Source organism: Pontibacter sp. 13R65, assembly GCF_047525655.1.
In the GTDB taxonomy this organism is placed as follows: Bacteria; Bacteroidota; Bacteroidia; order Cytophagales; family Hymenobacteraceae; genus Pontibacter.
In genome coordinates this window covers 270,562-296,777 of record NZ_JBLIQL010000006.1, presented here as the reverse complement: position 1 = coordinate 296,777, position 26,216 = coordinate 270,562, and the positions used below count along the sequence as shown (strand labels likewise).

General features: G+C 46.9%; 27 protein-coding genes and 1 tRNA gene. 17 read left to right on the top strand and 11 right to left on the bottom strand.

What is annotated here, in order from left to right:
* Positions 1-4: 4 nt before the first annotated feature.
* The gene (locus tag ACMA1I_RS10390; RefSeq protein WP_337068253.1) at positions 5-1,015 is read right to left on the bottom strand and encodes an acyl-CoA reductase; all 1,011 of its coding nucleotides are present in this window, start codon (positions 1,013-1,015) and stop codon (positions 5-7) included.
* A 112-nt stretch (positions 1,016-1,127) separates the two neighbouring features.
* Between ACMA1I_RS10390 and ACMA1I_RS10385 the strand changes: the two genes are divergently transcribed.
* Entirely contained in the window at positions 1,128-1,481 is a 354-nt protein-coding gene (locus ACMA1I_RS10385; RefSeq protein WP_147920091.1) for a 4Fe-4S dicluster domain-containing protein, read from the top strand.
* Between the two features lie 267 nt (positions 1,482-1,748).
* On the top strand, positions 1,749-4,373 hold the full coding sequence (locus ACMA1I_RS10380; protein WP_337068252.1) for a valine--tRNA ligase: 2,625 nt from the start codon (positions 1,749-1,751) through the stop codon (positions 4,371-4,373).
* Positions 4,374-4,570: 197 nt separating this feature from the next.
* Here the strand turns inward: ACMA1I_RS10380 and ACMA1I_RS10375 are convergent, their stop codons facing one another.
* The 8 genes from ACMA1I_RS10375 to thpR form a co-directional block, all read right to left on the bottom strand.
* Positions 4,571-4,924, bottom strand: a complete 354-nt coding sequence (locus ACMA1I_RS10375) for an MmcQ/YjbR family DNA-binding protein (RefSeq protein WP_337068251.1) — start codon at positions 4,922-4,924, stop codon at positions 4,571-4,573.
* Between the two features lie 20 nt (positions 4,925-4,944).
* Positions 4,945-5,940: a D-glycerate dehydrogenase gene (locus tag ACMA1I_RS10370; RefSeq protein WP_337068250.1), complete on the bottom strand. Its 996-nt coding sequence runs from the start codon at positions 5,938-5,940 to the stop codon at positions 4,945-4,947.
* A 115-nt stretch (positions 5,941-6,055) separates the two neighbouring features.
* On the bottom strand, positions 6,056-7,519 hold the full coding sequence (locus tag ACMA1I_RS10365; RefSeq protein WP_337068249.1) for a sodium:solute symporter: 1,464 nt from the start codon (positions 7,517-7,519) through the stop codon (positions 6,056-6,058).
* 90 nt (positions 7,520-7,609) lie between these two features.
* On the bottom strand, positions 7,610-8,629 hold the full coding sequence (locus tag ACMA1I_RS10360; protein ID WP_337068248.1) for an MBL fold metallo-hydrolase: 1,020 nt from the start codon (positions 8,627-8,629) through the stop codon (positions 7,610-7,612).
* Between the two features lie 370 nt (positions 8,630-8,999).
* Positions 9,000-9,656 (bottom strand): hypothetical protein, encoded by a 657-nt coding sequence (locus ACMA1I_RS10355; RefSeq protein WP_337068246.1) that lies wholly within the window; start codon positions 9,654-9,656, stop codon positions 9,000-9,002.
* Positions 9,657-9,900: 244 nt separating this feature from the next.
* Positions 9,901-10,479, bottom strand: a complete 579-nt coding sequence (locus ACMA1I_RS10350; RefSeq protein WP_337068245.1) for a class I SAM-dependent methyltransferase — start codon at positions 10,477-10,479, stop codon at positions 9,901-9,903.
* A gap of 222 nt (positions 10,480-10,701) precedes the next feature.
* Complete coding sequence (locus ACMA1I_RS10345; protein ID WP_337068244.1) at positions 10,702-11,193, bottom strand: CinA family protein; 492 nt, start codon at positions 11,191-11,193, stop codon at positions 10,702-10,704.
* 68 nt (positions 11,194-11,261) lie between these two features.
* A complete protein-coding gene (gene thpR, locus ACMA1I_RS10340; RefSeq protein ID WP_337068243.1) occupies positions 11,262-11,807 on the bottom strand; it encodes an RNA 2',3'-cyclic phosphodiesterase in 546 nt (181 codons plus the stop codon).
* Between the two features lie 113 nt (positions 11,808-11,920).
* Between thpR and ACMA1I_RS10335 the strand changes: the two genes are divergently transcribed.
* From ACMA1I_RS10335 to ACMA1I_RS10325, 3 genes are all read left to right on the top strand, one after another.
* Entirely contained in the window at positions 11,921-12,643 is a 723-nt protein-coding gene (locus ACMA1I_RS10335; protein ID WP_337068242.1) for a phosphatase PAP2 family protein, read from the top strand.
* A gap of 93 nt (positions 12,644-12,736) precedes the next feature.
* Positions 12,737-12,818 (top strand) — tRNA-Leu (locus ACMA1I_RS10330).
* 452 nt (positions 12,819-13,270) lie between these two features.
* Positions 13,271-13,840 (top strand): histidine phosphatase family protein, encoded by a 570-nt coding sequence (locus ACMA1I_RS10325; RefSeq protein WP_337068241.1) that lies wholly within the window; start codon positions 13,271-13,273, stop codon positions 13,838-13,840.
* Between the two features lie 237 nt (positions 13,841-14,077).
* On the opposite strand, the gene tilS is transcribed toward ACMA1I_RS10325, so the two are convergent.
* Entirely contained in the window at positions 14,078-15,403 is a 1,326-nt protein-coding gene (gene tilS / locus ACMA1I_RS10320; protein ID WP_337068240.1) for a tRNA lysidine(34) synthetase TilS, read from the bottom strand.
* A gap of 225 nt (positions 15,404-15,628) precedes the next feature.
* Between tilS and ACMA1I_RS10315 the strand changes: the two genes are divergently transcribed.
* From ACMA1I_RS10315 to ACMA1I_RS10275, 9 genes are all read left to right on the top strand, one after another.
* Positions 15,629-17,239 (top strand): OstA-like protein, encoded by a 1,611-nt coding sequence (locus tag ACMA1I_RS10315; protein WP_337068239.1) that lies wholly within the window; start codon positions 15,629-15,631, stop codon positions 17,237-17,239.
* Between the two features lie 251 nt (positions 17,240-17,490).
* Positions 17,491-18,321, top strand: a complete 831-nt coding sequence (locus ACMA1I_RS10310; protein ID WP_337068238.1) for an outer membrane protein assembly factor BamD — start codon at positions 17,491-17,493, stop codon at positions 18,319-18,321.
* A 10-nt stretch (positions 18,322-18,331) separates the two neighbouring features.
* Entirely contained in the window at positions 18,332-18,658 is a 327-nt protein-coding gene (locus ACMA1I_RS10305) for a DNA-directed RNA polymerase subunit omega (RefSeq protein ID WP_147920104.1), read from the top strand.
* A 9-nt stretch (positions 18,659-18,667) separates the two neighbouring features.
* Complete coding sequence (locus ACMA1I_RS10300) at positions 18,668-19,228, top strand: flavoprotein (RefSeq protein WP_337068237.1); 561 nt, start codon at positions 18,668-18,670, stop codon at positions 19,226-19,228.
* Positions 19,212-19,871: a bifunctional phosphopantothenoylcysteine decarboxylase/phosphopantothenate--cysteine ligase CoaBC gene (coaBC, locus tag ACMA1I_RS10295; RefSeq protein WP_337068236.1), complete on the top strand. Its 660-nt coding sequence runs from the start codon at positions 19,212-19,214 to the stop codon at positions 19,869-19,871. The genes ACMA1I_RS10300 and coaBC overlap by 17 nt, the downstream gene beginning before the upstream one ends.
* Entirely contained in the window at positions 19,864-20,769 is a 906-nt protein-coding gene (locus ACMA1I_RS10290) for a DUF4835 family protein (RefSeq protein ID WP_337068235.1), read from the top strand. Before coaBC ends, ACMA1I_RS10290 begins: the two co-directional genes overlap by 8 nt.
* Positions 20,770-20,840: 71 nt before the next feature.
* Positions 20,841-21,071 carry a hypothetical protein gene (locus ACMA1I_RS10285; protein WP_337068234.1) on the top strand — a complete coding sequence of 77 codons (231 nt, stop codon included), beginning with the start codon at positions 20,841-20,843 and terminating at the stop codon, positions 21,069-21,071.
* Positions 21,072-21,074: 3 nt separating this feature from the next.
* Positions 21,075-22,754, top strand: coding sequence for a DNA repair protein RecN (gene recN, locus ACMA1I_RS10280; protein ID WP_337068233.1), 1,680 nt, complete (start codon positions 21,075-21,077; stop codon positions 22,752-22,754).
* Positions 22,755-22,894: 140 nt separating this feature from the next.
* Positions 22,895-23,707, top strand: coding sequence for an enoyl-ACP reductase (locus ACMA1I_RS10275; RefSeq protein ID WP_337068232.1), 813 nt, complete (start codon positions 22,895-22,897; stop codon positions 23,705-23,707).
* 324 nt (positions 23,708-24,031) lie between these two features.
* Here ACMA1I_RS10275 and ACMA1I_RS10270 read toward each other — a convergent pair whose 3' ends face one another.
* Positions 24,032-24,256, bottom strand: coding sequence for a Kazal-type serine protease inhibitor family protein (locus ACMA1I_RS10270; protein ID WP_337068231.1), 225 nt, complete (start codon positions 24,254-24,256; stop codon positions 24,032-24,034).
* 231 nt (positions 24,257-24,487) lie between these two features.
* Between ACMA1I_RS10270 and ACMA1I_RS10265 the strand changes: the two genes are divergently transcribed.
* The 3 genes from ACMA1I_RS10265 to ACMA1I_RS10255 all read left to right on the top strand — a co-directional run bounded on the left by ACMA1I_RS10265 (position 24,488) and on the right by ACMA1I_RS10255 (position 26,204).
* Positions 24,488-24,877: a CsbD family protein gene (locus tag ACMA1I_RS10265; RefSeq protein WP_337068230.1), complete on the top strand. Its 390-nt coding sequence runs from the start codon at positions 24,488-24,490 to the stop codon at positions 24,875-24,877.
* Between the two features lie 170 nt (positions 24,878-25,047).
* Entirely contained in the window at positions 25,048-25,503 is a 456-nt protein-coding gene (locus ACMA1I_RS10260; RefSeq protein ID WP_337068229.1) for a YtxH domain-containing protein, read from the top strand.
* Between the two features lie 248 nt (positions 25,504-25,751).
* The gene (locus ACMA1I_RS10255) at positions 25,752-26,204 is read left to right on the top strand and encodes a YtxH domain-containing protein (RefSeq protein WP_337068228.1); all 453 of its coding nucleotides are present in this window, start codon (positions 25,752-25,754) and stop codon (positions 26,202-26,204) included.
* Positions 26,205-26,216 lie beyond the last annotated feature (12 nt).

Below are 26,216 nucleotides of genomic sequence, written 5' to 3'. Positions count from 1 at the left end.
TTTTTTACAGGTTTTGCAGAAAGTTTAGTGTGTCTACGCCATCGGCATAATCCCAGGGCATAGGACATTGTGCCTCACCAAATGGGATGCTTCCTTCCAGCCAGCCGTGAGCTGCTACAACGCATTGCGTTTTTTCTTTTACAGCTGCCAGCTTTTGCCGCAGGTCTTGTAAGGAGCTAAAGGTCTCGTAGAACAGGACTGAAATTGGAGACACCAACTGCTCACTCTCCCGTATCAGCATAAAACCGTTGTCGAAGTGAGGTTCACGGTTCACCAGCAGAATAGATTTGTTGTAGTCGTAGTTATTCTGGTACTTATGGTGATCGAGTAGCTTGACGCGATCTGCGTTTGCCTCAAAAAACTTGTCGAAGGTATAGCCTTCGGGTACAAATACTTTAGATACATTTCGGCACCCTAGCCCATAATAGCGCGAAATATCTTCACCGAGCGCGTGTAAATCGTCCCTCTCTTCGTGACCTGTTAATATGCCGATGCTGGTGCGGTTTTTTCGGATTATGTGCGGACGATTGGCAAAATAATATTCGAAGTAGCGGGAGGTATTGTCGGAGCCGGTGGCAATAATAGCATCTGAGTCGTTGAGCCTTTCTACAAACTGGATGTAGGGTGCAAAAGCAGGTTCGATCTGGATCAGCATCTGGGCCAGCCGTGTTATCAGCACCTCGTCGTTGGAGCTTCTTTTAGCCAACAGGTAGTGCCCGCTTATCAAAACCGACAGGAAATCGTGGAAACCGACCATTGGAATATTGCCAGCCATTACAACGCCCACTTTTTTAGGCTGAATGTTGTTGAGTTTGTAAGGATAAATCCATTCCTGCAGATATTGCTCATCTAAAAATGCAGTTATCCCGTTTAAAGCACAGGATACGTTCTCTTCATCGAACCAGGAGTTTTTGGATGAAGCAGCAAACGCCAGAGCCTGACGTTCTTCAGCTGGCATGTTTCGCAGTCTGTTTCCAAGTTGGATGAAGGCCGCAATCCTGTTTTCTAATATCATAATTATAGGTAATTTGAATTTTTATTTGAAAGGATACTTAATGTTGTTAATTTTGTTGTTGAATTAACAGTAAGAAGTACAAAAGTATAAAAAATATACAGGAGATACGATTATGGCTATAATGATCACTGACGAATGCATCAACTGTGGTGCCTGCGAACCAGAATGCCCTAATACCGCTATTTACGAAGGTGGTATGGAGTGGACCTGGGGCGGTGGTACTTCGCTGACGGAAGTGGAAATAGATGGAGGTGAGGTAATTGCAGGAGATGCCCCACAAGCTCCGATTTCAGACGAGTTTTATTACATTGTTTCAGATAAGTGTACCGAGTGCATGGGCTTCCATGAGGAACCACAATGCGCCGCTGTGTGTCCGGTAGATTGCTGCGTCGATGACCCAGACTACCGTGAAACAGAGGAAGAACTTTTAGGCAAGAAAGAGTGGCTGCACCAGGAGGCCAGCTAATCTTAACTGCTTTTGCTACAAAGCCTGCCTCTTACGGGGTGGGCTTTTTTTTTACCAGATAAAAGGAAAAGATTCTAAATTACTCTAATGAAACTGGCCTTCCGGAGCTTTTTACTTCATTTTTGATCAAGGGTCTTGCCTATCCTGTTCGGCCTTTTTGATACCAGAAATGCCTGGTTCGTTATAGGCAACTACTTGTTTCTGATTCCTTACTCATAAAACAATTAAAATTCCTAATTTTGCAAACCCATTTTAGGAAAGAACAAGATGTCTGTTTCAACAAAATATAACCCCAGAGAGGTAGAGAAGAAGTGGTTCGACAGCTGGATGCAGCGCGGCTTCTTCCGTTCTAAGCCAAACCCGAAAAAGGAGCCATATACCATTGTTATTCCGCCGCCAAACGTAACCGGCGTACTGCACATGGGCCACATGCTCAACAACACTATTCAGGATATTCTTATTCGGCGTGCGCGTATGCAGGGCAAAGAGGCTTGTTGGGTGCCTGGCACCGACCATGCTTCTATTGCCACAGAGGCAAAAGTGGTGGCTATGCTTAAGGAAAAAGGCATAGAAAAAAGCGATCTGACGCGCGAAGAGTTTCTGAAATACGCCTGGGAGTGGAAGGAAAAGTACGGTGGCATTATTCTGGAGCAGCTCAAAAAACTGGGTGCCTCCTGCGATTGGGACCGTACCCGCTTTACGATGGAAGAAGACATGAGTACCGCCGTAATTGAGGTGTTTGTGGATTTGTACCGAAAAGGCAAGATTTACCGTGGCGTACGCATGGTGAATTGGGACCCTAAAGGTGGTACCGCACTCTCTGACGAGGAAGTAATTCCAAAAGATACTATGGCCAAAATGTACCACCTGCAGTATGAGGTGGTGGGTCAGGCGGGGCAGTTTATAACTATTGCTACCTCACGCCCCGAAACCATTATGGCCGACGTAGCCGTGGCTGTAAATCCCAACGACGAACGCTATAAGCAGCTGCACGGCCAGAAAGTGCGTATTCCGCTGCTGGGCCGCGAAATTCCGATTATCCTGGATGAGTACGTGAGCATCGATTTCGGTACAGGTGCCCTTAAGGTAACACCAGCCCACGACCTGAACGATTATGAACTTGGTCAGAAGCATAAGCTGCCTACTATCGATATTCTGGATGATGCCGGTTTCCTGAATGAGAAAGCGCAGCTGTATGTGGGGCAGGACCGCTTTGCCGCCCGCCGCAACATTGTAAAGGACCTTGAAGAAGCAGGCTTGCTTGTAAAGGTAGAAGAATATGCCAGCGTGCTGCAGACATCAGAGCGAACTGGTGCTGTAATTGAGCCGCGCCTCTCGATGCAGTGGTTCTGCAAGATGGACGACATGGCCAAGCCAGCTCTTGAAGCAGTAATGGAAGACGAAATTCGCCTGCACCCGCCTAAGTTCAAGAACATGTACCGCTCCTGGATGGAGAACATCCGCGACTGGTGTATTTCGCGCCAGCTGTGGTGGGGACAGCAAATACCTGCTTATTACCTGCCAGATGGATCGTATGTAGTAGCAACCACAGCCGAAGAAGCTTTGCGCCTGGCCCGCCAGCAAGCCGGAAACGAGCAGCTGCAGGCATCAGACCTGCGACAGGATGAGGATGTGCTGGATACCTGGTTTTCTTCGTGGTTGTGGCCAATCTCTGTTTTCAACGGTTTTAAAGACCCAGACAACAAAGACATTCTGTACTACTACCCAACCAACGACCTGGTAACGGCCCCTGAAATCCTGTTTTTCTGGGTGGCGCGTATGATTATGGCTGGTTACGAATTCCGGAACGAGCCGCCGTTCAAAAACGTGTACCTGACAGGTATTGTACGCGATGCGCAGGGCCGTAAAATGTCGAAGCAGCTGGGCAACTCGCCAGATCCGCTCGACCTGATAGACCAATACGGTGCCGACGGTGTGCGTACAGGTATGCTCTTCAGTTCGCAGGCTGGTAACGACCTGATGTTTGATGAAAAACTTATTGAGCAGGGTCGTAACTTCAGCAACAAGATCTGGAATGCTTTCAGGCTGATAAAAGGCTGGGAAGTAGACGAAAGCCTACCTTGTCCGAATGAAACGGCTATAAAATGGTACGAGTCGCGGTTTAACGAGGCCTTTGTGCAGATCGAAGATCACTTCAGTAAGTTCCGTATTTCGGATGCGCTGCTGGCAGTGTACAAGCTGGTGTGGGATGATTTCTGCTCCAACTACCTCGAGATGATTAAACCAGCTTACCAGCAGCCAATCGATGCGCAAACCTTGGCCACTACCATCGACTTCCTGGAGAAGAACCTGAAGGTACTGCACCCGTTCATGCCTTTTATTACCGAAGAACTGTGGCATGAGCTAAAGGAGCGTAAGGAGAAAGAATACCTGATTGTAGCTGCCTGGCCGAAGAAGGATAAGTTCGACAAAGCCATCATCGACCAGATGGAAGTGGTACTGAAAGTGGTGGCTGCCATCCGGAATGTACGAAACTCCAAAAATATCCCGAACAACAAACAACTGGAGCTGGCGGTGAAGGTAATGGGGCAACTAGATTATGAGCCTTTCCTGCCTATTATCAGCAAGCTTGGTAACCTTAGCGGTATCAGTTTTGTGCAGGAGAACCAGGAGGGCGCTATCAGCTTTGTAGAGGCCGGAGACGAGTTCTTTATTCCGATGGATGGTAACATTGATGTGGAAGCAGAACGTGATCGCCTGCAGAAGGAGCTGGAGTACACCAAAGGCTTCCTGAATTCAGTAGCCAAAAAGCTGAGCAACGAGCGCTTTGTAAACGGTGCGCCAGAAGCAGTTATCAGCAACGAGCGCAAGAAGCAAGCCGACGCAGAAGCCAAAATAAAGGCCCTGGAGCAAAGCCTGGCCTCGCTGTAGAGGTTCATTATTTTTATATTGGCAGCGGCCGCTCTCGTAAGGGGGCGGCCGCTGTTGTTTTTTGTAGAACTCGCAGCGTCTTGTCTGCAACGAAGCTCATGTTGAGCTAACTACAATTATTCAAATCAAAACAGCCTTCCAAAGCCCAAAAGAGCCTGATGATGCCAAGAGTTTGCCTGTTGTAGGCTCGAAGGGCTTCAGGACTTGCTTTCAAGTTCCTGCTGTTTTTTCTTAGGCAGTTTTGCCCGCACCAGATTATACGATTGGGTGATGTACTGTTGCCACTCCTGCTGCTGCAGACGGCTCAGGCTATCGAAGGCTACCCACTTGTAGCGGGCCAGGTAAGGAGCCGGGGCAAAACCTTCGCGTTCGCAAAAGGCGTCGAATTCCTCGTCTGGAACTTTGAAAGAGCCAGTTATCGGGTTCTCTTCGAAGCCTAGCACCAAAAACATTTTTTCCGCTACACAGAAGCAAAGGTCTTTTTCCCACTTAATGTCCTGCGTTACACCCGGCAGCTGGTGGCAAAGCTGTTCTATTTGTTCAAGTGTCATGGTAGAATTAGGCTGATAGCTTAGTTACTGATGCTTTTGTCTTTTTTGTAAACTTCGGGGTTAATGCAGTGGGGCAGGCGCTTACCATGTAGCCCGGCAATGATATTTGTGGCAGCCAGCCGAGCCATGTCGTTGCGGGCCTGCACGGTGGCAGAACCAATGTGAGGCAAAACGGCAGCATTGGGCATAGAGAGCAGGGGGTTGTCAGGGAGCATAGGTTCTGGGTTCGTTACGTCCAGGCCAGCTCCCCAGATCCAGCCTTCGTTCAGGGCCTGTATCAGGTCCTGCTCCTGGTGTATTTTGCCTCGCGCCGTGTTTATAAAAATGGATGAAGGCTTCATTTTTCGAAATACATCAGCATTAAATTTGCCTTCGGTTTCGGGGCTTAAGGCCACATGCACCGACAGCACATCGCTTTGCGCCAACAGCTCCTCAAAACTCACTTTGCGGGCCTGCAGCTCCTGCTCGGCCTGCACGTTGTGAGAACGGTTGTGGTAAATTACGTTCATGTTGTAGGCGCCACGGCAGCGCTTGGCAAGCTCCATCCCAATACGGCCTAGCCCAAAAATGCCAAGCGTTTTGTTTTTCAGCTCCATACCCAGGTTAAGCGTAGGGCGGTAAGTTCCCCACTCGCCACTGATGATGCGCTTGTGCATAAAGAAAGCTTTCCGCGACACGGCCAGCATCAGCAGAAAAGCCACATCGGCAGTCGCATCGCTGAGTACATCGGGCGTATTACCAAACGGAATGCCAAGGCGGGTTGCCACAGCTACATCTACGTTGTCGTAGCCTACCGAGAACTGAGCTATTACCTTCAGGTGCTGACACTGCGTCAGGAAATGTGCATCCATTTTGTCGGAACCCATGCAGAGCAGCGCGTCGTGCTGTTTGGCCTGCTCTATAAGTTCCTGCTGCGTTATTTGCCTGTCTTCGGTCCAGACTGTTGTCTGGAGACCAGCCTGCTTTAACAGCTGGAGCCCGGTGTCAGGAATAAGCCTCGAAACAAATACCTTCATTTTTTAATAGTGAATGAGTGATTGTATGTATGAGTGAATTACAGATGAATTGCCTTGAAAGGTTTAGGTATCCGGTAAATTAATTAACCAGCAACTACCAATCAGCAAAAAACAATTACCGCTGTTCCAGTTCGGGTAGGGCTTCTTTGGTAGAAATAGCCAATAGCCCAATAAACGTCAGGAACCCGTTAAGAATCAATACTTCAAAGCCAAAAACATAGCCATTGAACCACTCCACCGAATTATCGCTGATGATGTAGGTGAGGAGGGGAGCCATGATGCATATGGCTGGTACAAACTTATCTCGAACCACGCGCTTGGTATACAGACCAAAGGTGTAAAGGCCAAGCAGAGGTCCGTAGGTGTAACCTGCCACCTTAAATACCGCATTAATGACGCTCTGATCATTCAGTATCTGGAACACAATAATAACCAACACCATAACAATCGAAACTCCGAAGTGTACGATGTAACGGGTGCGTACTTTCTCTTTTTCTTCTTTGTTTTTGAAATCCAGGAAGTCGACACAAAAGGAGGTGGTGAGGGCAGTGAGGGCAGAGTCGGCAGAGGCGTAGGTAATGGCAATGATTCCCAGAATAAACACCACGCCCAGGAAATAAGAGAAATGGTTCAGGGCCAGGAAAGGGAACACATCGTCGCCTTTTGTTGGTAACGAAATTCCCATTTGCTCTGCATATATGTAAAGCAGCGCGCCCAGCGATAGAAACAGCATGTTAACGAACACCAGAATGATGCTGAACCAGAACATGTTTTTCTGCGCTTCGCCAATGTTTTTGCAGCTTAAGTTCTTCTGCATCATGTCCTGGTCGAGGCCTGTCATTACTATAGCAATAAAAGCCCCGGAGAAGAACTGCTTCAGAAAGTATTTGCTGTCTTTAAAATCCCAGAAAAACACCTGCGAGTACTCACTCTCCGTTACGGTTGTTACCAAACCTTGAAACGAGAGATTAAGGTCGTTGGAAATCATGATAATGCTGGTAACCACAGCAACGAGCATGGCAGTGGTCTGGAAGGTATCGGTCCAGATAATAGTTTTCATTCCGCCCCGGAAGGTGTAAACCCAGATGAGCAAGATGGTTATAATAACAGACACGGAAAAAGGGATGCCCAGATCGTCGAAAACGGCTAGTTGCAGCACCCCCGCCACCAGAAACAGCCTGATGGAGGCACCCAATGTGCGCGATAGCAGGAAAAAAGCAGCCCCCGTTTTGTAAGACCAATAGCCAAACCGCTGGTCCAGGTAAGTATAGATAGAAACCAGGTTGAGCCGGTAATACAGCGGCATCAGTACCGTAGCAATAACCAGGTAGCCCAGCAGGTAACCCAGCACCAACTGCAGGTAAGAGAACTGCGAATTGGCCACCATACCCGGAATGGAGATGAATGTGACACCCGAAAGTGAGGTCCCTATCATGCCAAAAGCCACCACATACCAGGGCGACTGGCGGTTGGCCAGAAAGAAGGTTTCGGAGTCTGAGTTCCTGCCGGTGATGTAGGAAATAATGATCAGGATGAAGAAGTAGGCTAATATTAAGCCTATGATAAACATGGAAGACATAGATGCGGGCAATTCTTTGTACTGACCGAATTGGCCATTATACAAATATAGCAAATTATCGTTCCCGTGCTTCTTCTGCTCCTGCTGGCCTTAGTTCACCAGTTCCCTCAGCAAAACAGGCTGCCCAATGGCCGGTATCTGCAAACCTTGTAGCATGCCGGCAGCTGCAATTTGCTCCAGCAGGCGCACTGGTTCGCCTGCCGGCTCGTCCGATAAGTCAAAGGTGCCATAGTGCATCGGAATAAATGTGCCGCCCCGCAGCAGATTAAAGGCTTTAACTGCTTCGTGCGGGTTCATGTGGCTTTTTTGCATCAGAAACGAAGGTTTATAAGCGCCCACAGGCATAATGCAGATATCCATAGGACCAAATAATTCCTGTATTTCATCGAAGTGGTTGCCGTAGCCTGTGTCGCCGGCAAAGTAGAGTAAAGTGTTGGCTGATTTAATTACAAAGCTTCCCCAGAGCATGGTGTTCATGTCGCGGGCGGTTCGGCGATGCCAGTGTGAGGCAGGCATAAAGTATACCTCCAGTCCTTCGGGCACCAGGTCGTACTGCTGGTACCACCCAGCCTCCTGGTAAGGTAGCCGACGTTCGATGCTCCGCAGCACATCGCCGGAACCAAGCGGCGTTAAAGCTTTTACGGTTGGGTTCTGATTGAAAATAGTGCGAATAGACTTTTTATCCATATGGTCGCGGTGGCCATGGGAGAGCAGCAAAAAATCAATGCCGCGCAGTTGCTCAGGCTGGCAGGGCAGGCTAATGCGCCGCTTCAGCAGGGGCAGGTCGTATAGTATGGGGTCTATGAGCAGCGTAATGCCGTTGAGCCGGATCAGAAAAGAGGCATGCCCAAGCCACACCACCATATCGTCGGAAGAGGCCAGGAAGTCTGCGCCAGGGTGTAAGGCAGGCACAAAGGTGTCGGCTTTCTTCTCTTCGCGCTGTGGGTTGGCAGAGAGCTTCCATTTCAGCACATTGCCGAACGAAGGCAGATACATTTCATCTCCGTTGGCAAAGAGCCCATCAATAAGTTTGTTGCCTCTGTAACCAGGTTTAATCGTTTGCAATTTCTCGTTTCTGATGTGCCTGGTTTTTTTGTTATGCTGCTGCAAAGTTGTAAGTATGTTTGGTCTGTAAGTACTGGGAGCTAAGTTTATGTTCCTGAATCGTAATGCCTGTTGCTGTAGATGTTTAATATGCTAAAAGTTTTGCCTTTTAGCATATTGCATCTGACTTCAGACTGTTTTACCAGCATCAGTTTCCTTTTGTTTTAAGCCTAAACAAGCATGTTGTCAAGCTTTTAAGGAGAGATGCTTTGGTCCTTTTATGTACAGAAAATAAACCTCGCTCAGGTTCTTCATAAACTAAACGACAGAATCTGCCAAAGAGGTACATTGGGGGAGGCATATATGCAAGCCGCCCTAAATGCAAAGCGCTTTCCCGTTGCCAGGAAAGCGCTTCTATGTATGTTTAAAAGGTGCTTTAGTAATAGCCAAAAGGCCCCCGATGGTACCCACCATAGCCCGGGCCATACATGTTATTAAACGGAGAGCCTCCCTCGCTATAACGAATGCCGCCAGTAACCGAAATATTTGGCGTTATTTTATAAGTGGCTCTAAAGTCCATGCCTTGGCGGCCGGGACTCATAAAGTTGTTGTACATAAAGTTGTTTCCCGATTGGTTCGAAAGGTCTTTCCAGAAACTGCCACTTACCAGCAGGCGCTCACTTACCAGGTACTCCCCGCCTACGCTTACCATATAATGACTGCTGCTATTGGTGCGGCGCATCATAGTGCCACCTTCCGGGGTAGTGGTGCTGTACTGCTGCGGCATTACATTCATGTAAGTAAAGCTGGCGAAGCCTCTAAAGCGGTCTGTTATTTGGTAACGGGCCGAAGGCTCCAGGTAAGAGGCGCCGCCCCAGTTACTGAAACTAGTACCTGCGGAGAGCCCGTAGCTCATGCGCGGTCCTGAAAAAGAAGGCTTTTCTTTTACAGCAGAGGCGGGCTCCGGAGCAGGTGTTTCTGCACCCTCTATTTCAGGTAATTGCTCCAGGCTTGTTTTGCCGGCCGTTTGGGCCATGGCCTGGCTGGCAAAAAGGAAGCTGCTGGCTAGTATCGACAATAATATTTTTCTCATGGCGAGGTAATGCTTTTCTGATGAGTAATTTACAAATTAATACTCAGAAGCCAAAATGATGCCTTCTATCCTTTAGAACGTAAATTATCATTTTATAAGTTACAGATGGTGTATTTTTAGTTTCTGCCAGATGGCTTATAAGTTTGTTCAGTTTTGTATAGGGCAGGAATTATGTTAATGAAAATGCGCTTCCAGAGGCTGTTTTGCTTCTGAAAGGGTAAGGGGTAGCTGAAAATTTGGATTGCTATTGATTTGATTTTCTTTGGAAGACCTTAGACTGAACCATGCCTTTAGCATAAGAGCTGCTGTATACCTCCTCTAGTTGCAGTTGTTCAAAATGAGACTTGAAATCCGGAAGTGACCGAGCTCTTACCTGGCTCACCATGCCAAAAAAAGTGTACATGCTCTTCAGGAGCAGCTGTTGCCACCAGAGTGGGGGAGTAGCAACAGGCCAGAAATCGGAGAAAAGCCACAGACCCTCTGGTGCCAACGAATTGGCCAGTCGGTTCATGAGCAGGTGCAGGCGGTGCGGTAGAAAAAGGTCGAGCAGAAAAGGCGTGAAAATTACGTCAAACACATCGGTTTCGTGCAGGAGGGCCTCTGTGCCCAGCCGGAACTCTACCTGATGGCCGGAGACCTGGAGCCGCCGGTAACGATTTTGGGCCATCTGGAGCATCTTAGGGGAAGCCTCCAGGTAAAGCAGCTTTAGTTTTGGGTGGTGAAGCAGTATTTGTTCCAATAGCCAGCCACTTCCGCCTCCAATCAGCAAAACCCTGTCCTGCTCCGCTATATAGGGCAGAAGCGCTTGTTGCGCCTCTTGCAACGAAGAGCCGTATACGAGCCGGGCTAACCGGTCATAAATGGGTGCGATGAGGTCGAAGCCACTGTGGGGCAGTATTTGTTTTGCGTTAATGGTTTTGTTTAAAAAATTTAGGGCTAACCAAATTAATCTAATGATAACGGCCTTCCAGAGGTTGAAATATCCTTTTCTTCTTCCGGTGGGGCAGTTGCTAATTTAGTAGTTTCACTATTTTTCAGCTATACCTTAGCGGTTATAGTTTTGCTCTACGATCCATTTTAGTTTCTGAAAAATGTAGTCTGTCAGGTCTTTTCTTATTTGCTGGGAATTGCCTTTAAAAACCTCACGATATTCTTCTGCTTTGCCGTCGTACAGGAAAGATACGAACATAGTACCCACTGGCTTTTCTGTTGTTTCAGAGCCACCGGGACCTGCCAGGCCGGTAGTGGCCACAGAAATATCGGCACCAAGTGCTTTTTTCAGGCCCATTACCATTTCGTTGGTTACCTGCTGCGACTCAGCGCTGTAGAGCTCAAGTGTTTCCTGCCTTACGCCAAGTAGCTTTTTCTTAGCTTCCGGCTGGTATACCACCAGGCTTCCTATTAATACATCGCTACTGCCTGTGCCTTTTACAAATTCGGAGGCCAGCATGCCAGCCGTGCAACTTTCTGCAAAAGCAACTGTAAGGCCTTTGTCTTTCAGGTCTGTTAACAATTCCGTTAGCTCAGATTGGTTCATATATCAGTTTGTTCAGATGTTTAAGTTCAGAATAGGTGCTTCTCTTACTGTTTCTGAGGCCTTAAAGTTTAAGATAAGGGGAAGGTTTCTAGTATGCTGTAAATCGGGTGCGGCGAGCTTAGCGTCGATTGCCATAGCGAAACTGCATCTACAGCAAATGATACTGGTGCGGCCGGCAAGATGGCAGGTAAATGATCAGGCAGGGCTTTGTCTTTCCGGAAGCGCGCTAACGTTATATGCGGAATAGCCTTTTGCTGCTTGGGTGGCTGCACCGAAAGCTGCAAGGTAATATCCTGGCTGAGCTTCTCAAACTGTTGGTTCGGTTCGAAGCGTGCCCAGATGAGGCGTGGAGCCCGTGGCTTTGGCCCAGGTTCCAGGCACTGGAGCTGCAACGAAAACGATGTGTGCCGGGAGGCTAGCTGCTGTAGTTTTTCTTTTATGGCTGGCAGTGCATCGGGCGCAGTGTTTCCAATAAAATATAAGGTGAGGTGCAGGTTCTGCTCCGGCACAAACCGGATAGACTCGTGCTGGTATGACCCTGCCTGTTGCAACAAGCTGGCTTTTAGTGAGGCTGGTACGGCAGCCGCTACAAATAAGCGTATGGTTTCGTTCATGATGCTGTATGTTAAGAAGGTGCTGCTGCGTTTACTACTCCTACTTGCCCCGAAATACGTATGTAGGTGGCAACCGTATACAGGGTACTGTTGAGTATTTTTACCATTCGATTATGTTCAGAAGTTTTTATAAGAAAATAGTTGCCGCTTTTGCGCTTTTTACGCTTGAGCTGTTTTTTGCCTGGGGGCTTTTCCTGGTCTGTGTTATTTTGTTTCTGTACGTAAGCAAACAAGTAGTAGAAGGCACTAATCTGAACTTCGACAACGCGGCTTTTGCCTTTGCCAACAGCATTGCAAGCACCGGCCTGACACAGTTAATCGAGGTCATCACTTTTTTCGGTTCGCGCCAGTTTCTGACACCGGCAGCGCTCCTGCTAATTGCTTATTTTTTATTTGTCCGGAAGCACCGCTGGTACTCGCTAAAGGTGCCGGTGGTGGCGCTTGGAAGTATTACTCTGAACCTGGTGCTGAAATACCTGTTCGACAGGCCCAGACCAGCCATTCCGCATCTGGTAGAGGCATCGGGCTTAAGTTTTCCGAGCGGGCACTCTATGGTAGCGGCCTCTTTTTATGGATTACTTATTTACCTGGCCTGGAAGCATGTAGAGCGGCCGGTATGGCGGTTCACGGCCATCGGCTTGCTTACTTTTCTGATTATAATGATTGGGTTTAGCCGTATTTACCTGCATGTGCATTATGCTACTGATGTAATGGCAGGCTTTGCTGCGGGCTTTATGTGGGTTATAATTGGGTTGTGGAGCCTGCAAAAAATAGAACGTTTCTCCAAAAAAGAGATTGATCCGGTGGTGAAAGAAGAACCTGTAGATGCTCCATGAAATAATTTTTTAGAATATATTGTATGTCAAAAAAACAGTTGTAGATTTGCACTCCCAATCACACAGAGCGGGAACATTTTTTAGTCTGCATTCGCGCACGTGGCGGAATTGGTAGACGCGCAGGTCTCAGAAGCCTGTGCCTTCGGGTGTGGGAGTTCGACTCTCCCCGTGCGCACTGAAAATGTTAAAAAGACCAGCCTTCCGGCTGGTCTTTTTTTTTGCCTCCTCTCTTGTGCCAGGCGCATCTCTTCAGGTTAATTCACTGTCGTTTTATTAGTTTATGTTCTGGTAATCAAAATTTTATGAGAAATAAATGCTTTGTTTCTGCCTGACTATTAAATTTATTTGATATATTGATAAAGGATTATGCGTGTATATCTGCTTGTCCTTTTCTCTAGATATTGGCTCTTTTTGCTCCTCTCACACCCTGCTTGCCGGAGGTTTTTAGATGACCGCTGGAAAATGAAAACAATCGCTATTTTTCTCTTGTTAGTGCCTTTGTAGAAATGCTTGTTCCTTTTAGTGAGCAAAGGCTGCTTCTGTGCAAAATTTTGGTAGGAGCCGCAATGCTGATATGCTTATCAGGCTAGTATTAAATTTCTTTAAACCTCAATAAAAATGTTGCGCATGAAAAAGCTCTTACAAATACCCTTGTGGTTTCTGCTTTTAGGTGCGGTAGTTTTATGTAAGCAACCGGCAACCGAGGTTGGAGCCAGCCAAGGCAGCGTGGTAGCCAACAATACTTCTACTACTGCTACCACTGTTTATGTAGTGCGGCATGCCGAGAAAGATGTTTCTAACCCTACCGACCAGGATCCTGACCTGAGTGCTGAGGGAAAAGCCAGGGCAGACTCCTTGCGGGAGCTGCTGCAAGATGTGGAATTAGGTGGTTTATACGCCACCAAGTACATACGCACCAAAAACACGCTAAAGCCTTTGTCTGAGGAGCGAAAGCTGGAAATTTCAGAATATAAAACGAACGACTTTGTAAGCCTTAAGCGGAAGTTGCTGCAGGAGCACCTGGGGCAAACTGTGGTAGTAGCAGGCCACTCTAACACCTTGCTGCCACTCATAGAAGCGTTGGGGGCTAAACCTAAAATTTCGTTTATCTCAGAAACAGAATACGATTACATTTTTAAGGTAACCATGGTGCCCGACAAGGCCTCTACTTTAGAGGTGAGTCAATACAGCAATTAAGCTGTTTCGTTAAATCCGATCAGTTACGCGCTGCTGAATAGTTTAGATTAGCTTGAAAGCGGAAGGCAGCTGCTTCTTACCAAAAAGCTTCCGGAAAATGGAATCCCGAAGTTTCTTATAAAGAGCAGCTGCCTTCCTGTTAAAAGGGGGTTAACGTTTATTAGCCTTCAGCAACAAAAAATACCTCTGGAAGGCCATTTTCATTAGAATAATTTGAGATGATTGTACTGCTTGATGCTACTTTGTTAACCGTACTTCCAGCACCCGCTGTGTTTTTTCAGTTACCTTAAAGCGGTTGTCTACCCGCTGGCCTGCCACCCACACAACAGATTGTTCCGAAGTTAGCACCAGCACCTGTTGTTTCAGGTTGGCGGGTACTTTTTTGTCTACCAGAAAGTCGCTGATCTTTTTCTTTCCATTCATGCCGAGCGGTACAAACCAGTCGCCTTCTTGCCAAGGGCGCAGTTTGAGCGGGAATTTAAGCAAATCGGCATCGAGTGCAGCTACATGAGGTTTTGTATTCAGTTTATAACTACTTGCCTCAAACTCAGAGATTGAGAGGCGAACATGTGGCTCCTGTACCTCTTGCTGCCCTTCTTGTATACGTATACTGCCAAAGCTGCTCAGGTTCCGGGGCGTTATCACCAGTTGCTCCCGGTCTTTTACCAGAGTATGGCTGGGCGAGTCGAATTGCTTGCCTGAGAGGCCATCTAGCGCCTTGGTAAGTTCCAGCACCACCGAATAGCTAAAGTTGTAAGGTTTGAGCAGTTCATGCAGTACCACCGGCAAGCCGTTTGCCTGGCGCAGAGGCGCTAAATCTATATACACAGCGTCTTCTTCCTGCCGCACGGCCTGCTGCTCGAGGTTCGCAATGTAGGCAGCTACAATGGCTTCGGCATGACTCACACGCTCAGCCGTTTGCTGCAAGGTTTCCTCCAGGTTTGGGTTAATCTCTTTTAAAACAGGAATTACATCGTGCCTTATTTTGTTACGCTGGTACTTTACGCTTTGATTAGAACTGTCTTCGCGCCAGATAATCTGGTTGGCTGTTACAAATTCGTAGATATCGTCTTTTGTAAGAGAGAGCAGCGGCCGGATAATACGTCCGTTTTTAGGCGGTATGCCGTGCAGGCCTGCAATACCGGTGCCCTTGGTGAGGTGGAGCAATATGGTTTCGGAAGTATCGTTGCTATGGTGGGCGGTGGCAATGTAGTCGTAGCCTTCCTGTTGACGCACCTGCTCAAACCAGTTGTAGCGCAGGGTGCGGGCTGCCATCTGGGTCGAAATGTTTTCTTGCTGGGCAAAGGCCGTGGTGCTAAAGTTTTCTGTAAAAAAGGGCACCTCGTACTTTTTGGCCAGCTTTTTGACGAATACTTGGTCAGCTTCAGACTCTTCGGCGCGCAGGCCAAAGTTGCAATGAGCAATGGCAAAGTCGAACTTTAGCTGGTGCAGTACCTCGCAAAGCACAACCGAATCTATGCCACCACTTACGGTAGCCAGAATGCGGCTGTCGGGCTGGCAAAGGGCATGCAATTGTATGAAACCTAAAACTTTCTGAAGCATAAGACGCAGATGGTAAATTTTATCTAATTTTGAATTTAATAAGATGTTAGAGATTAGATGTTAGATTATAGACTTGAAATGTGGCATACATAAATTTGTTTTTCCTGGTCAGCACAATCCAGCTAAGTAGTGATAAAAAAATCCATGGCACTTACTTCTAAGGAAATTTTTTGTCTCACTTAAAAAATCTAACATCTAGTATCTAATATCTAGCATCTAAAATAAATGAAGTTCACAAAAATACTGTTTTCTCTTGTCTTTATGCTGATGTCTTTTGCCGTTTTGGGGCAGCAGGCAAAGCAGGATAGAGTTGAACTGCAAAGCGCCGACAGTTTAAAGGGTGGCATTTTTAATGGCCAACGAATAACAAAGCTCCTCGGTAATGTGCGGTTTAAGCAGCAGGATACTTTCCTGTTTGCAGATTCGGTTTACAAATACGATGGTACAGAGTTGCTCGAGGCCTTTGGGCAGGTTAGAATAAACCAGGGCGATACTGTAACCATGACCGGGAACAGGGCCACTTACGACGGTGACAAACGTACTGCCCGCATGACTGGCAATGTGGTAATGAAAGACCCCCGCATGACCCTCACCACCCCCAGCCTCGATTATGATCTGAATACACGTACAGCAGTATACACAGAAGGTGGCACTATTGTAGACCCCGAAAATCGCCTGCAAAGTCGGCAGGGCACTTACGATACCAATACTAAGATGTTCACCTTCCGGCAGGATGTAAAAGTTTTCTCGCAAGACTACGACATTACAGCCGAGAGCATGCGCTACAACAGCGAAACCAAAGTCGTTTATTTTCAGGGGCCAACCTTTATCAAGGGCAAGCAGGGCGACCTTTATGCTGAAGAAGGTACCTACGATACTATTAAACGGATCTCTGACTTTGGCCGCAATGCTTATATACTAACGCCAGAGTATCGGATTGGTGGTGAAAAACTATTCTACAACGAAGGCACGGGCTATGGTTATGCTCAAAACAATGTAACCATGCGCTCTCTCAAAGACGATGTAACTATTCGGGGGCAAGTAGGCCGCTACTGGCGCGAAACAGGTGTGGCCAAAGTATATGGCAACCCTGTAATGGAAACGCTCATGGAAGGCGATACACTTTTTATGTCGGCCGATACGCTGATTTCCAGAGAATCAAAAACGCCGGAAATGCCAAGCATGCTGTATGCCTACTACGGCGTAAAAATATACAAGGCAGATCTGCAGGGTAAGTGCGACTCGCTAAGTTACAACCGCACCGACTCGGTTATGTTTATGAACCGGAACCCTGTGCTCTGGAGCGATAACAGCCAGATTGTGTCCGATACCATCCGGATACACATGCGCAATAAGACCATTGATCGGATGTACATGTTCAGTAATGCTTTTATTTCTTCGGAAGATTCCATTCAGAATTTTAACCAGGTCAAAGGCCGCGATATGGTGGCTTTTTTCAAGGAAGGGCGCATCAGGAGAGTGAATGTGGAGGGTAACGGCGAAAGTCTTTATTTTGTGCTGGAAGGCGATTCGGTGCTCACAGGCCTGAACAAAGCTATTTGTAGTAACATGGTGCTAAAGTTCTCTGAAGAAAATAAATTGAACACGATCTCGTTCCTGGTTAGCCCCGACGCAAGTTTTATTCCACCGCACGAGCTGAAGGAGCCTGATAAGACGCTGGAAGGTTTTGAGTGGCTGTCGGGGCTGCGGCCCGAGCGGAAAGACATGTTCATGCCCCGAGTGCCGGTGGTGCAGCCGCAACCAGTGCAGCCTGCCGCGCTGAAAACGATTAAGCCAGCGCCACCGGCAAAGGCGAAAAAAGCAGCAGCCAGGTAAGGAGCATGGTCTGGTAGACTTTGTCCTATTGCAGAGGTCGTTTAGCAAGGGCAATCGAATTATTAGAATGAAAATGCCCTTCCGGAGGTATTTTGCCACTTGAGAGCATATGCGCCAGACCACCGCAGAAGACTTGAATTATAGCCTTGGTTGATAATTTTATGAACTCAAAGCCACTATCTTACAGTTAAAAAGCAGCATACAGAATCAAACTTGTAAATCACACAGATATTCCATAATTTTGCCCGTTCATGAAGAAAGGCTTTTCCCATATTATTGTACTTATTGGCCTGTTGCTGGTAACCGCTGGTTGTAGTAACTACCAAAAGCTATTAAAAAGCACCAACGTAGACGAGAAATACGCGGCTGCGCTGAAGTTTTACGAGAAGGAGGACTACTACCGCGCCAATCAACTCCTCAACGATGTGTTACCTATGCTGGGTGGTCGGCCGGAAGGAGAGCGTGCCAGGTTCCTGTTTGCCCACACGCATTTTATGCAACGCGAATTTTTGCTTAGCGCCTACCAGTTTCAGCTTTTCTACGAAACCTACCCCCGTAGCGAGTTTGCCGAAGAAGCCATTTTCCTTTATGCCAAGTCGCAGTACATGAGTTCCCCGGGCTATGAGCAGGATCAATCTACAACTGTTACGGCCCTGGAGTCGCTGCTGGAGTTTCAGGCAAGATTCCCAAACAGTCAGTTTGCCGAGGAAACCAATAACATGATTAATGAGTTAAACGTAAAGCTCGACCGTAAAGCATTTGACAATGCCCGACTGTATTACCAGTTGCGGTATTACAAATCAGCGGTAGTGGCGCTCACCAATTTTATAAACGAGCACGCCGGTTCGCCTTACAGCGAAGAAGCTGCTTTTCTGAGGCTCGACGCACAATACCGGTTCGCCTTGGAAAGTGTGCTTAACAAGCAGCAGGAGCGTTTCTCGGAAGCAGCAGATTATTACCTGTCCTTTATAGATCTTTTTCCGCAGGGCAAGTATCTGCGCGATGCTGAAAAAGTTTATGAAAACACGTTATCTGAATTAGATAAACTGAAAAAACCAACCCAAGTATCACAAGGCAATTAACATTATATATATGGCAATAGTACCAGCATCTATCGTTACCAGAAATATGGCCGACTTTGCAAAGCAAACAGGCAATGTATACAAGTCAGTGTCGGTTATCTCTAAAAGAGCAAACCAGATATCTGTAAAGCTGAAAGAAGAGTTAAACTCGAAACTTGCTGAGTTTGCCACCACTGTAGATAACCTTGAAGAAGTGTTTGAAAACAGAGAGCAAATTGAGATTTCGAAGTATTACGAGCGTTTGCCTAAGCCAACTAACCTGGCTGTAGAAGAATTTCTGGAAGGCAAAGTATACGTGCGTACGCCTGACGACGAAACTGAGATAACATCATTCTAACTGTACCGGATGCTCCGGAACAAGAAGATCATAGTAGGAGTTTGCGGCAGTATAGCAGCTTATAAGGCTGCCATACTGGTTCGCTTACTAGTAAAAGCAGAGGCAGAAGTGCAGGTTATCCTGACTACTTCTGCCTCTGCTTTTATAACCCCGCTTACATTGGCCACACTCTCCAAACGCCCGGTGCTTACAGAGTTTGTGCAGGGCAGCCAAGGTGTCTGGAACAACCACGTGGAACTTGGGCTTTGGGCCGATGCGCTGGTGATTGCGCCAGCCAGTGCCAACACCGTTGCTAAATTTGCCAATGGCTTTTGCGACAACCTGCTCAGTGCTACTTATCTTTCAGCTCGTTGCCCTGTGTTTGTAGCTCCTGCCATGGATTTAGATATGTACCAGCACCCCTCTGTGCAGGATAACTTCCGCAAATTGCAGGCTTACGGTAACCACTTGATAGAAGCAGGCTACGGAGAATTGGCAAGCGGACTGGTGGGGCAGGGGCGCATGGCGGAGCCGGAGGAGATAGTGCAGGTACTAGAAGCTTACTTTTCAGGAAGTGGAAAAATCGTTTAACGGAAAACTGGTGCTGCTCACCGCAGGCCCAACTTACGAACCCATAGACCCGGTTCGATTTATTGGCAACCACTCCACTGGTAAAATGGGCTATGCTCTGGCCGAGTGCTTTGCGCAGCATGGAGCCAAAGTGCGCTTAGTAGCAGGCCCAACTGCTCTAAAAGCAGTTCATTTAAACATAGAGGTCAGCCCGGTAACCACTGCCGACGAAATGTACCAGGCTGTGCAGCAGTTCGCCGCTGCCGCAGATATTATAGTGTTTGCTGCCGCCGTAGCTGATTATAAGCCAAAGGTGGTAGCCGACAAAAAAATAAAGAAAGATGGGAGCGAATTAACAATAGAACTTGTTAAGAACGTTGATATTGCAGCAGCATTTGGTAAACAGAAGCGGGAGGGACAGTTCTCTGTAGGCTTTGCCCTCGAAACAAACGACGAAGACTTGAACGCCCGCACAAAGCTGGAGAAAAAGAACCTCGATATGATTGTGCTGAACTCTCTGAACGATCCGGGAGCAGGGTTCAGGCACGATACAAATAAAATAACGATTATAGAGCCTGATACTACTACTGCCTTTGATTTAAAGCAAAAGCAGGAGGTGGCGCAGGATATTGTAAACCTAATCTGGGAACGGTTACATGCTTAAGAAAATACTTGTTTTGCTGTGTGTGTGTGTGGCGGCAGTGAGCGCAAAAGCTCAGGAGCTGCAGTGCGATGTGGTGGTGAACAGCGAACAGGTGCAGTACACCGATAAGCAGCTGTTTACGGAGATGCAGACCCGCATTTTCGAATTTATGAACAACCGCCGCTGGACCGATCAGGCTTACAGGGCCGAAGAACGCATAAAGTGCCGCATGCTTATAAACCTGGTCGAAATGCCTGAAATCGGTGTATTTAAGGCTAATGTGCAGATTGTATCTGTGAGGCCAGCTTATGGCACGGGCTACGAAAGCATTCTTTTTTCTGTTATAGACAAAGACTGGACCTTTCAGTTTACCGATGCACAGCCTCTCGATTATGCTGAAAACAGTTATACTTCCAATCTGTCTTCGATGCTGTCTTTCTACGCCTACCTGATTATTGGAGTAGATGGCGACAGCTTCAGCAAGATGGGGGGCTCCAATGCTTATGACAAAGCGCGTAACATTCTGAACATGGCAACCTCACAGGGCGGCTCCTACCCAGGCTGGAAACCGTTTGAAGGAAACAGGAACCGCTACTGGATACTGGACAATCTGCAGGACCCGCAGTTTGTTTCTTTCCGGGAGGGCCTTTATACTATGCACCGCCAGGGCCTCGACCTGATGGCCGAAAACCCTGAGAAAGCACGGAAATCGGTTTTGGTAGTGCTGCAGGATATACAGTCACTCTCCAAACTGAAGCCCGGAGCAGCCATTATCAGATCCTTTTTCGACGCCAAGGCCGATGAGCTCACCAACTTTTTTAAGACAGCTCCTCCCGCCGATAAACAAGCGGCCTATGCTATCCTGAACCAGGTAGATGCACCGAACAGCACAAAATACCAGGTGCTCCTGCAGCGCTAACCTTCCTTATTTCCTGTAAAGCACGTATCTTCACGTGGGCCAAACCATGTGGCTGTAGAGCGTAACTATTTATGGGAAAACGACAAACTCGTGTTTTTAACAGAGACATACAGGCACAGGTGCAGGAACTGCTTCTGCAGCCTGTGGTGCAGGTGGTGCTGCAAACCAATGTAGTGCTGCAGGGGAAGTTGCGCACCATAGATTCCGTAAATGTGGAGCTGTGGGACCGATGCTTTGAACGGCGTGTGTTGCCGGTGCAACAAATAAAAGAAATTATCTACGATAAAGAAGCGGCATTTTAGCTTATGCTGATAGATCTTAAAATAAAAAATTATGCCCTTATTGAGCAACTGGAGATGACACCATCGCCTGTGCTTAATATTATTACTGGTGAAACAGGTGCCGGTAAATCTATTATGTTGGGCGCTATCGGCCTGCTTATGGGCAACCGTGCCGATAGCAAACTGCTGTTTAACCAAGGCGAAAAATGTGTGATTGAGGGCGTGTTCGATATTTCGTCTTACAACCTGCAGGAAATCTTTGCAGCCGAAGACCTCGACTTTGATAACCAATGCATTTTGCGACGCGAGATAAGCCCTAGTGGTAAATCGCGCGCCTTTGTAAACGATACACCGGTTACGCTCGATGTAATCAGGACCATTGGCGATAACCTGATGGACATACACTCGCAGCACGATACGCTCCAGCTCGGCGATACAAGTTACCAGCTCGATATTCTGGACGTGTATGCTGGAAATACCTCATTGGATATTTACGCAGGTAACTCTTCTTACCTGAAAGCTTACCATACCGCCTACCGCCACTACCGAAAGCTGGAGTCGGAGTTTACCCGGTTAGAGAACCAGTTGGCGCAGTCGCAGAAGGAGTTGGACTACCACACGTTTTTGTTAAATGAACTGGATGAAGCACGCCTGGAGGCTGAAGAGCAAGAATCACTGGAGGCCGAGCTAAAGCAACTGGAAAACGCCGAAGACATTAAACTGAAGCTGTCGCAGGCAGTGCAGTACTTGACCGAATCTGAGTTTAACATTACTTCTGCTCTGAAAGATACAGCCTATCTGATTGGGCAGCTGGCGCAATTTTCGGATACTTATGAAGAATTGCGCAGCCGCACCGAAAGCTGCATGATAGAGCTGCAGGATATTGCTGGCGAACTCGAAGATGCAGAGCGTAAAACAGAAGCAGATCCTGAACGAGCCATAGAAGTGCAGGAACGCCTGAACCTGATTTATACGCTCCAGCGTAAGCACCAGGCTAAAACCATCTCCGACCTCTTAGCCATTCAAAAAGAACTGGAGGAGAAAGTGAAAAGCGTGCTCAACCTGGATGCTGTAATTGCTGAAACACAGAAGGCGATGGTAGCAGCCGAGAAAGAGGTGCTGCAAAAAGCACAGATTCTTTCGGAGCGTCGCAAATCAGTTTTTAATAGGTTCGAAGAAGAGCTGTACACTCTGTTGGCGGAGCTCGGAATGCCTAACGCGCGCATCGTTATTCAGCACAAGGTAACTGCTCCGACTGCCACAGGTACCGATGAGATCAGTATTCTGTTCAGCGCCAACAAAGGATCTGCTCCCCAAAGCCTGGTAAAAGCGGCATCGGGTGGTGAATTCTCGCGTCTGATGTTGAGCATTAAATACATGCTAGCCGATAAAACCGCGCTGCCAACTATCGTTTTCGACGAAATAGATACTGGTATATCTGGAGAGGTGGCTGTGAAAGTGGGTAAGATGATGCAGCAGATGGCGCAGAAGCACCAGATTATTGCCATTTCGCATTTGCCCCAGATTGCCGCACAAGGTGATTACCATTATTTTGTATATAAACACGACCGCGAAGACCGTACGGTGAGCCGCATTAAAAGGCTCAGCAACGAAGAGCGCGTAAACGAAATTGCTCATATGATAGCCGGTGCAAACCCAAGCTCTAATGCATTCCAGAGTGCCAAGGAGCTACTCTCGCTATAGGTGGCGCGAGGCCCGTACACACAATTTTAAGTGGCAAAGCCGAATTTTAGACATAGTCTGAAGAGATATTACTAAATTGCTCCCTGATTTCCGATAGAGCCGGTTTTTTACACAACAGCAACAAAAAATATAATAACGATATGTCCTATAATATACTAAAAGGAAAAAAAGGAATCATTTTTGGCGCGCTGGACGAAAAGTCAATCGCCTGGAAAGTAGCAAAGCGTGCCAAAGAAGAAGGTGCTGAGTTTGTGCTGACCAATGCTCCCCTTGCTATGCGTATGGGCGAGATCAAAAAACTGGCTGAAGAGTGTAATGCAGAAATTATTCCGGCTGATGCTACGTCTGTAGAAGATCTGGAAAATCTGTTTACTAAAGCGCAGGAGATTTTAGGCGGCAAAATAGATTTCGTGCTGCACTCTATCGGCATGAGCCCGAACATTCGTAAAGGCAAAACTTATGGTGACCTGAACTACGAGTGGTTCCTGAAAACGCTTGATATTTCGGCACTTTCTTTCCACAAAGTAATGCACGTAGCCGAAAAGCAGGATGCAATGAACGAGTGGGGATCTATTGTAGCCCTTTCTTATATTGCAGCCCAGCGTGTTTTCCCTGATTATACAGACATGTCGCAGGCAAAAGCGGTGCTGGAATCTATAGCCCGTAACTATGGCTACCGTTTAGGCCGCCAGAAAAAGGTTCGTGTTAATACTATTTCGCAGTCTCCAACCAAAACAACAGCTGGTACAGGTGTAGGCGGTTTCGATGCGTTTTATGATTATGCCGATAAAATGTCGCCACTAGGCAATGCTTCTGCCGAGGCTTGCGCCGACTATTGCATTACTCTTTTCTCTGACCTTACCAAAATGGTTACTATGCAGAACCTGATGCACGATGGAGGTTTCTCGAGCATGGGTATTTCAGAAGAGATTGTAGAATTGATCAGTAAATAGTCTCCAAGTGCTGATATGCTGATGTATTGATGCAATAGCAAATATCTATTAAATTATAAAAGGAAGAGCTTCTGGTGCAGATCAGAAGCTCTTCCTTTTTATAGAGTATTAGCATGCAGTGCACTGCAAATTATTCTAATGAAAATGGCCTTCCAGAGGGTTTTTACAAGACACAAAGCATAGGGCGTAAAGACACCAGGTCCTTTTTAAAGGAAAAATAAGATAGTCGCCCGTTCACTCGTTCAAGATTTTTCTTTCTCCTCCTCTACATCAACCACCTGTAAATTGCCTCATTAGTCATCAACACTTTACACAATTACTACCTTACTCAGGGCAGGCTCCTGGCTGGTAAGAAGTTACACCGGTTCTGTCGGCTTCGCAGGCATTGCCATAGGTTTTTCCGTCGCAGCCGCAAACCGGGTCGTATTGCATTGTACAAGCCTGGTCAGGGTTTGCCTTGGTGGAGTCTATACAAGCAGGTTCAGCATTTTTGCAGGAGAACATGGCGGTGCTAAGTGCGAAAAAGGCAGCCATACAAAATTTTCTCATAGTATTAAAAATTAGGGTTTTTATATACAAAGTGGTTAATAATCAGTCTTTTTGCTGCTAAAGCGTTAAAAATAAAGCTTTTAAAAAGTTGCGTTTATTTAACTAACTAATGCTACTGCCGTATTGAAACTTAAAGACGTGCAATTAGCACTGTTTGCTCTTATGCCTGCAGCTTTGTGCTATGCAAGAGTTAACACGTAACAACTTTACTTTAACCCAAATTTAATTAATATGAACGACGACAAAGGAAAAATCTTATTGGCAACTGCTGCTGGTTTAGGACTTGGTATTGTTACTGGAATTCTGATGGCTCCTGATAATGGCCAGACTACCCGCAGTAGCTTAAAACGCAGCCTCACAAAAGCAGGCGAAGACATAGAGCGAACTGTTAAGCGCTGGATGGACAGCCTGGAGAATAGCAATGTTACCGACACAGGCAGCAGCCTGACAATGCGTGGCTCCTGGGACGATGTGAAGGGCCAGTTGAAGCAAAACTATGCCGACCTTACTGATGACGATCTAACATACGTAGAAGGTAAAGAAGATGAATTGTTTGGCCGTTTACAGCGTAAACTTGGTAAAACGAAAGACGATATAGTAAAACTCATTTCTGATTTATAGTATCACTTTTACACTTCCTGAACTCACTCAAGGATAGGTGTTTTAGCTAAATATATTATATCTTTAATATTTTGTATATAGCTATAACATAATACTATATTTGATCGTTAGAGGAAACAGAGAGTTAATATTGAAATCGAAAACATAACCAACTTTAATTATTAATTACTATGAAAGACAATAGCGGAAAGATCATATTAGCTTTGTTGGCTGGTGCCAGCGCAGGTGTTGTAGCAGGCTTATTGATGGCCCCTGACACAGGAGAAGCTACCAGAACTAGCGTAAAAAAATGGGCTAATAAACTGAGCAGTGATCTTGAGAAAAATCTGCAGACAAGCTTAGACGAAATCAAGAACATGAGCAGTGGCGTAATGGACAACCTGAACAAAAAAGCGTCTGCCATGAACGGTTCTGAAGGTGATGACTCTAAAACTTCATCAGATAAATCTTCTGGTTCAGGCTCTACTGGTTCGTCTGCTGGTTCTGCAAGTGGTGCCGGTTCTACTGGCTCAACTTCTGGCGGAAGCTCTACTACTGGTGGAGGTTCTTCTTCTGGTGGAGGTTCTACTTCTGGCGGAAGCTCTACTTCTGGTGCCGGATCTAGACCAGGTGGTTCTAACCAATAAGCTACCTTTACTTTTGTAAAGGCAAGGTCTATATTTTAACTGAAACATATTTTTCCAACTCCGACCTTTTACAGCCTAAGCTGTAGCCAGACCGGGTTATGTAAGAGCTTGTTTCTGAAGGAGGTTCCTGCTCATTTTTGGGTAGGAACCTTCTTGCTTTCAGGAGTTTGAGAATTAGGTTCAACTTTAGCGGCTACCTGCCGTTTATAATTAGTTAAACCGATACACAATTAATCAAACCTACTTAAATGAAGACACAAATGGAATGCAGAACATTAGGAGAATCTAAAGGTAACTTCACAAACTCATCTGTTCGCCAGATGAAGCAAAGAGAAACAACTCCTGACATGGATAATAATTCCAGCAATGGTGCTGCAAAACTGGCAGTAGGCCTACTGGCTGGTGCGAGTGTTGGCGTATTAGCAGGTATGCTGTTAGCGCCTGAAAAAGGAAGAGATGCCCGTAAAAAAGTTGCCGACACGGCCTCTAGGTTTGGATCGCAGGTAAGTAGCTCCTTTACCAGCACCAAAGAAAGATTGAATAGCTGGACAGCCGCCAAGCAAGATAAAACTAAAGTGCATAGAAGCCCATACGAAGACTTAAACACGCACCACGACACTATGGTGAACACCCGTAGCAGCGGCGCTATTGTAAGAGAAGGAGAAGGAAACAGTACAGGTTTGCCAGGCATGCTGAAATAGCATTTCTCAGTA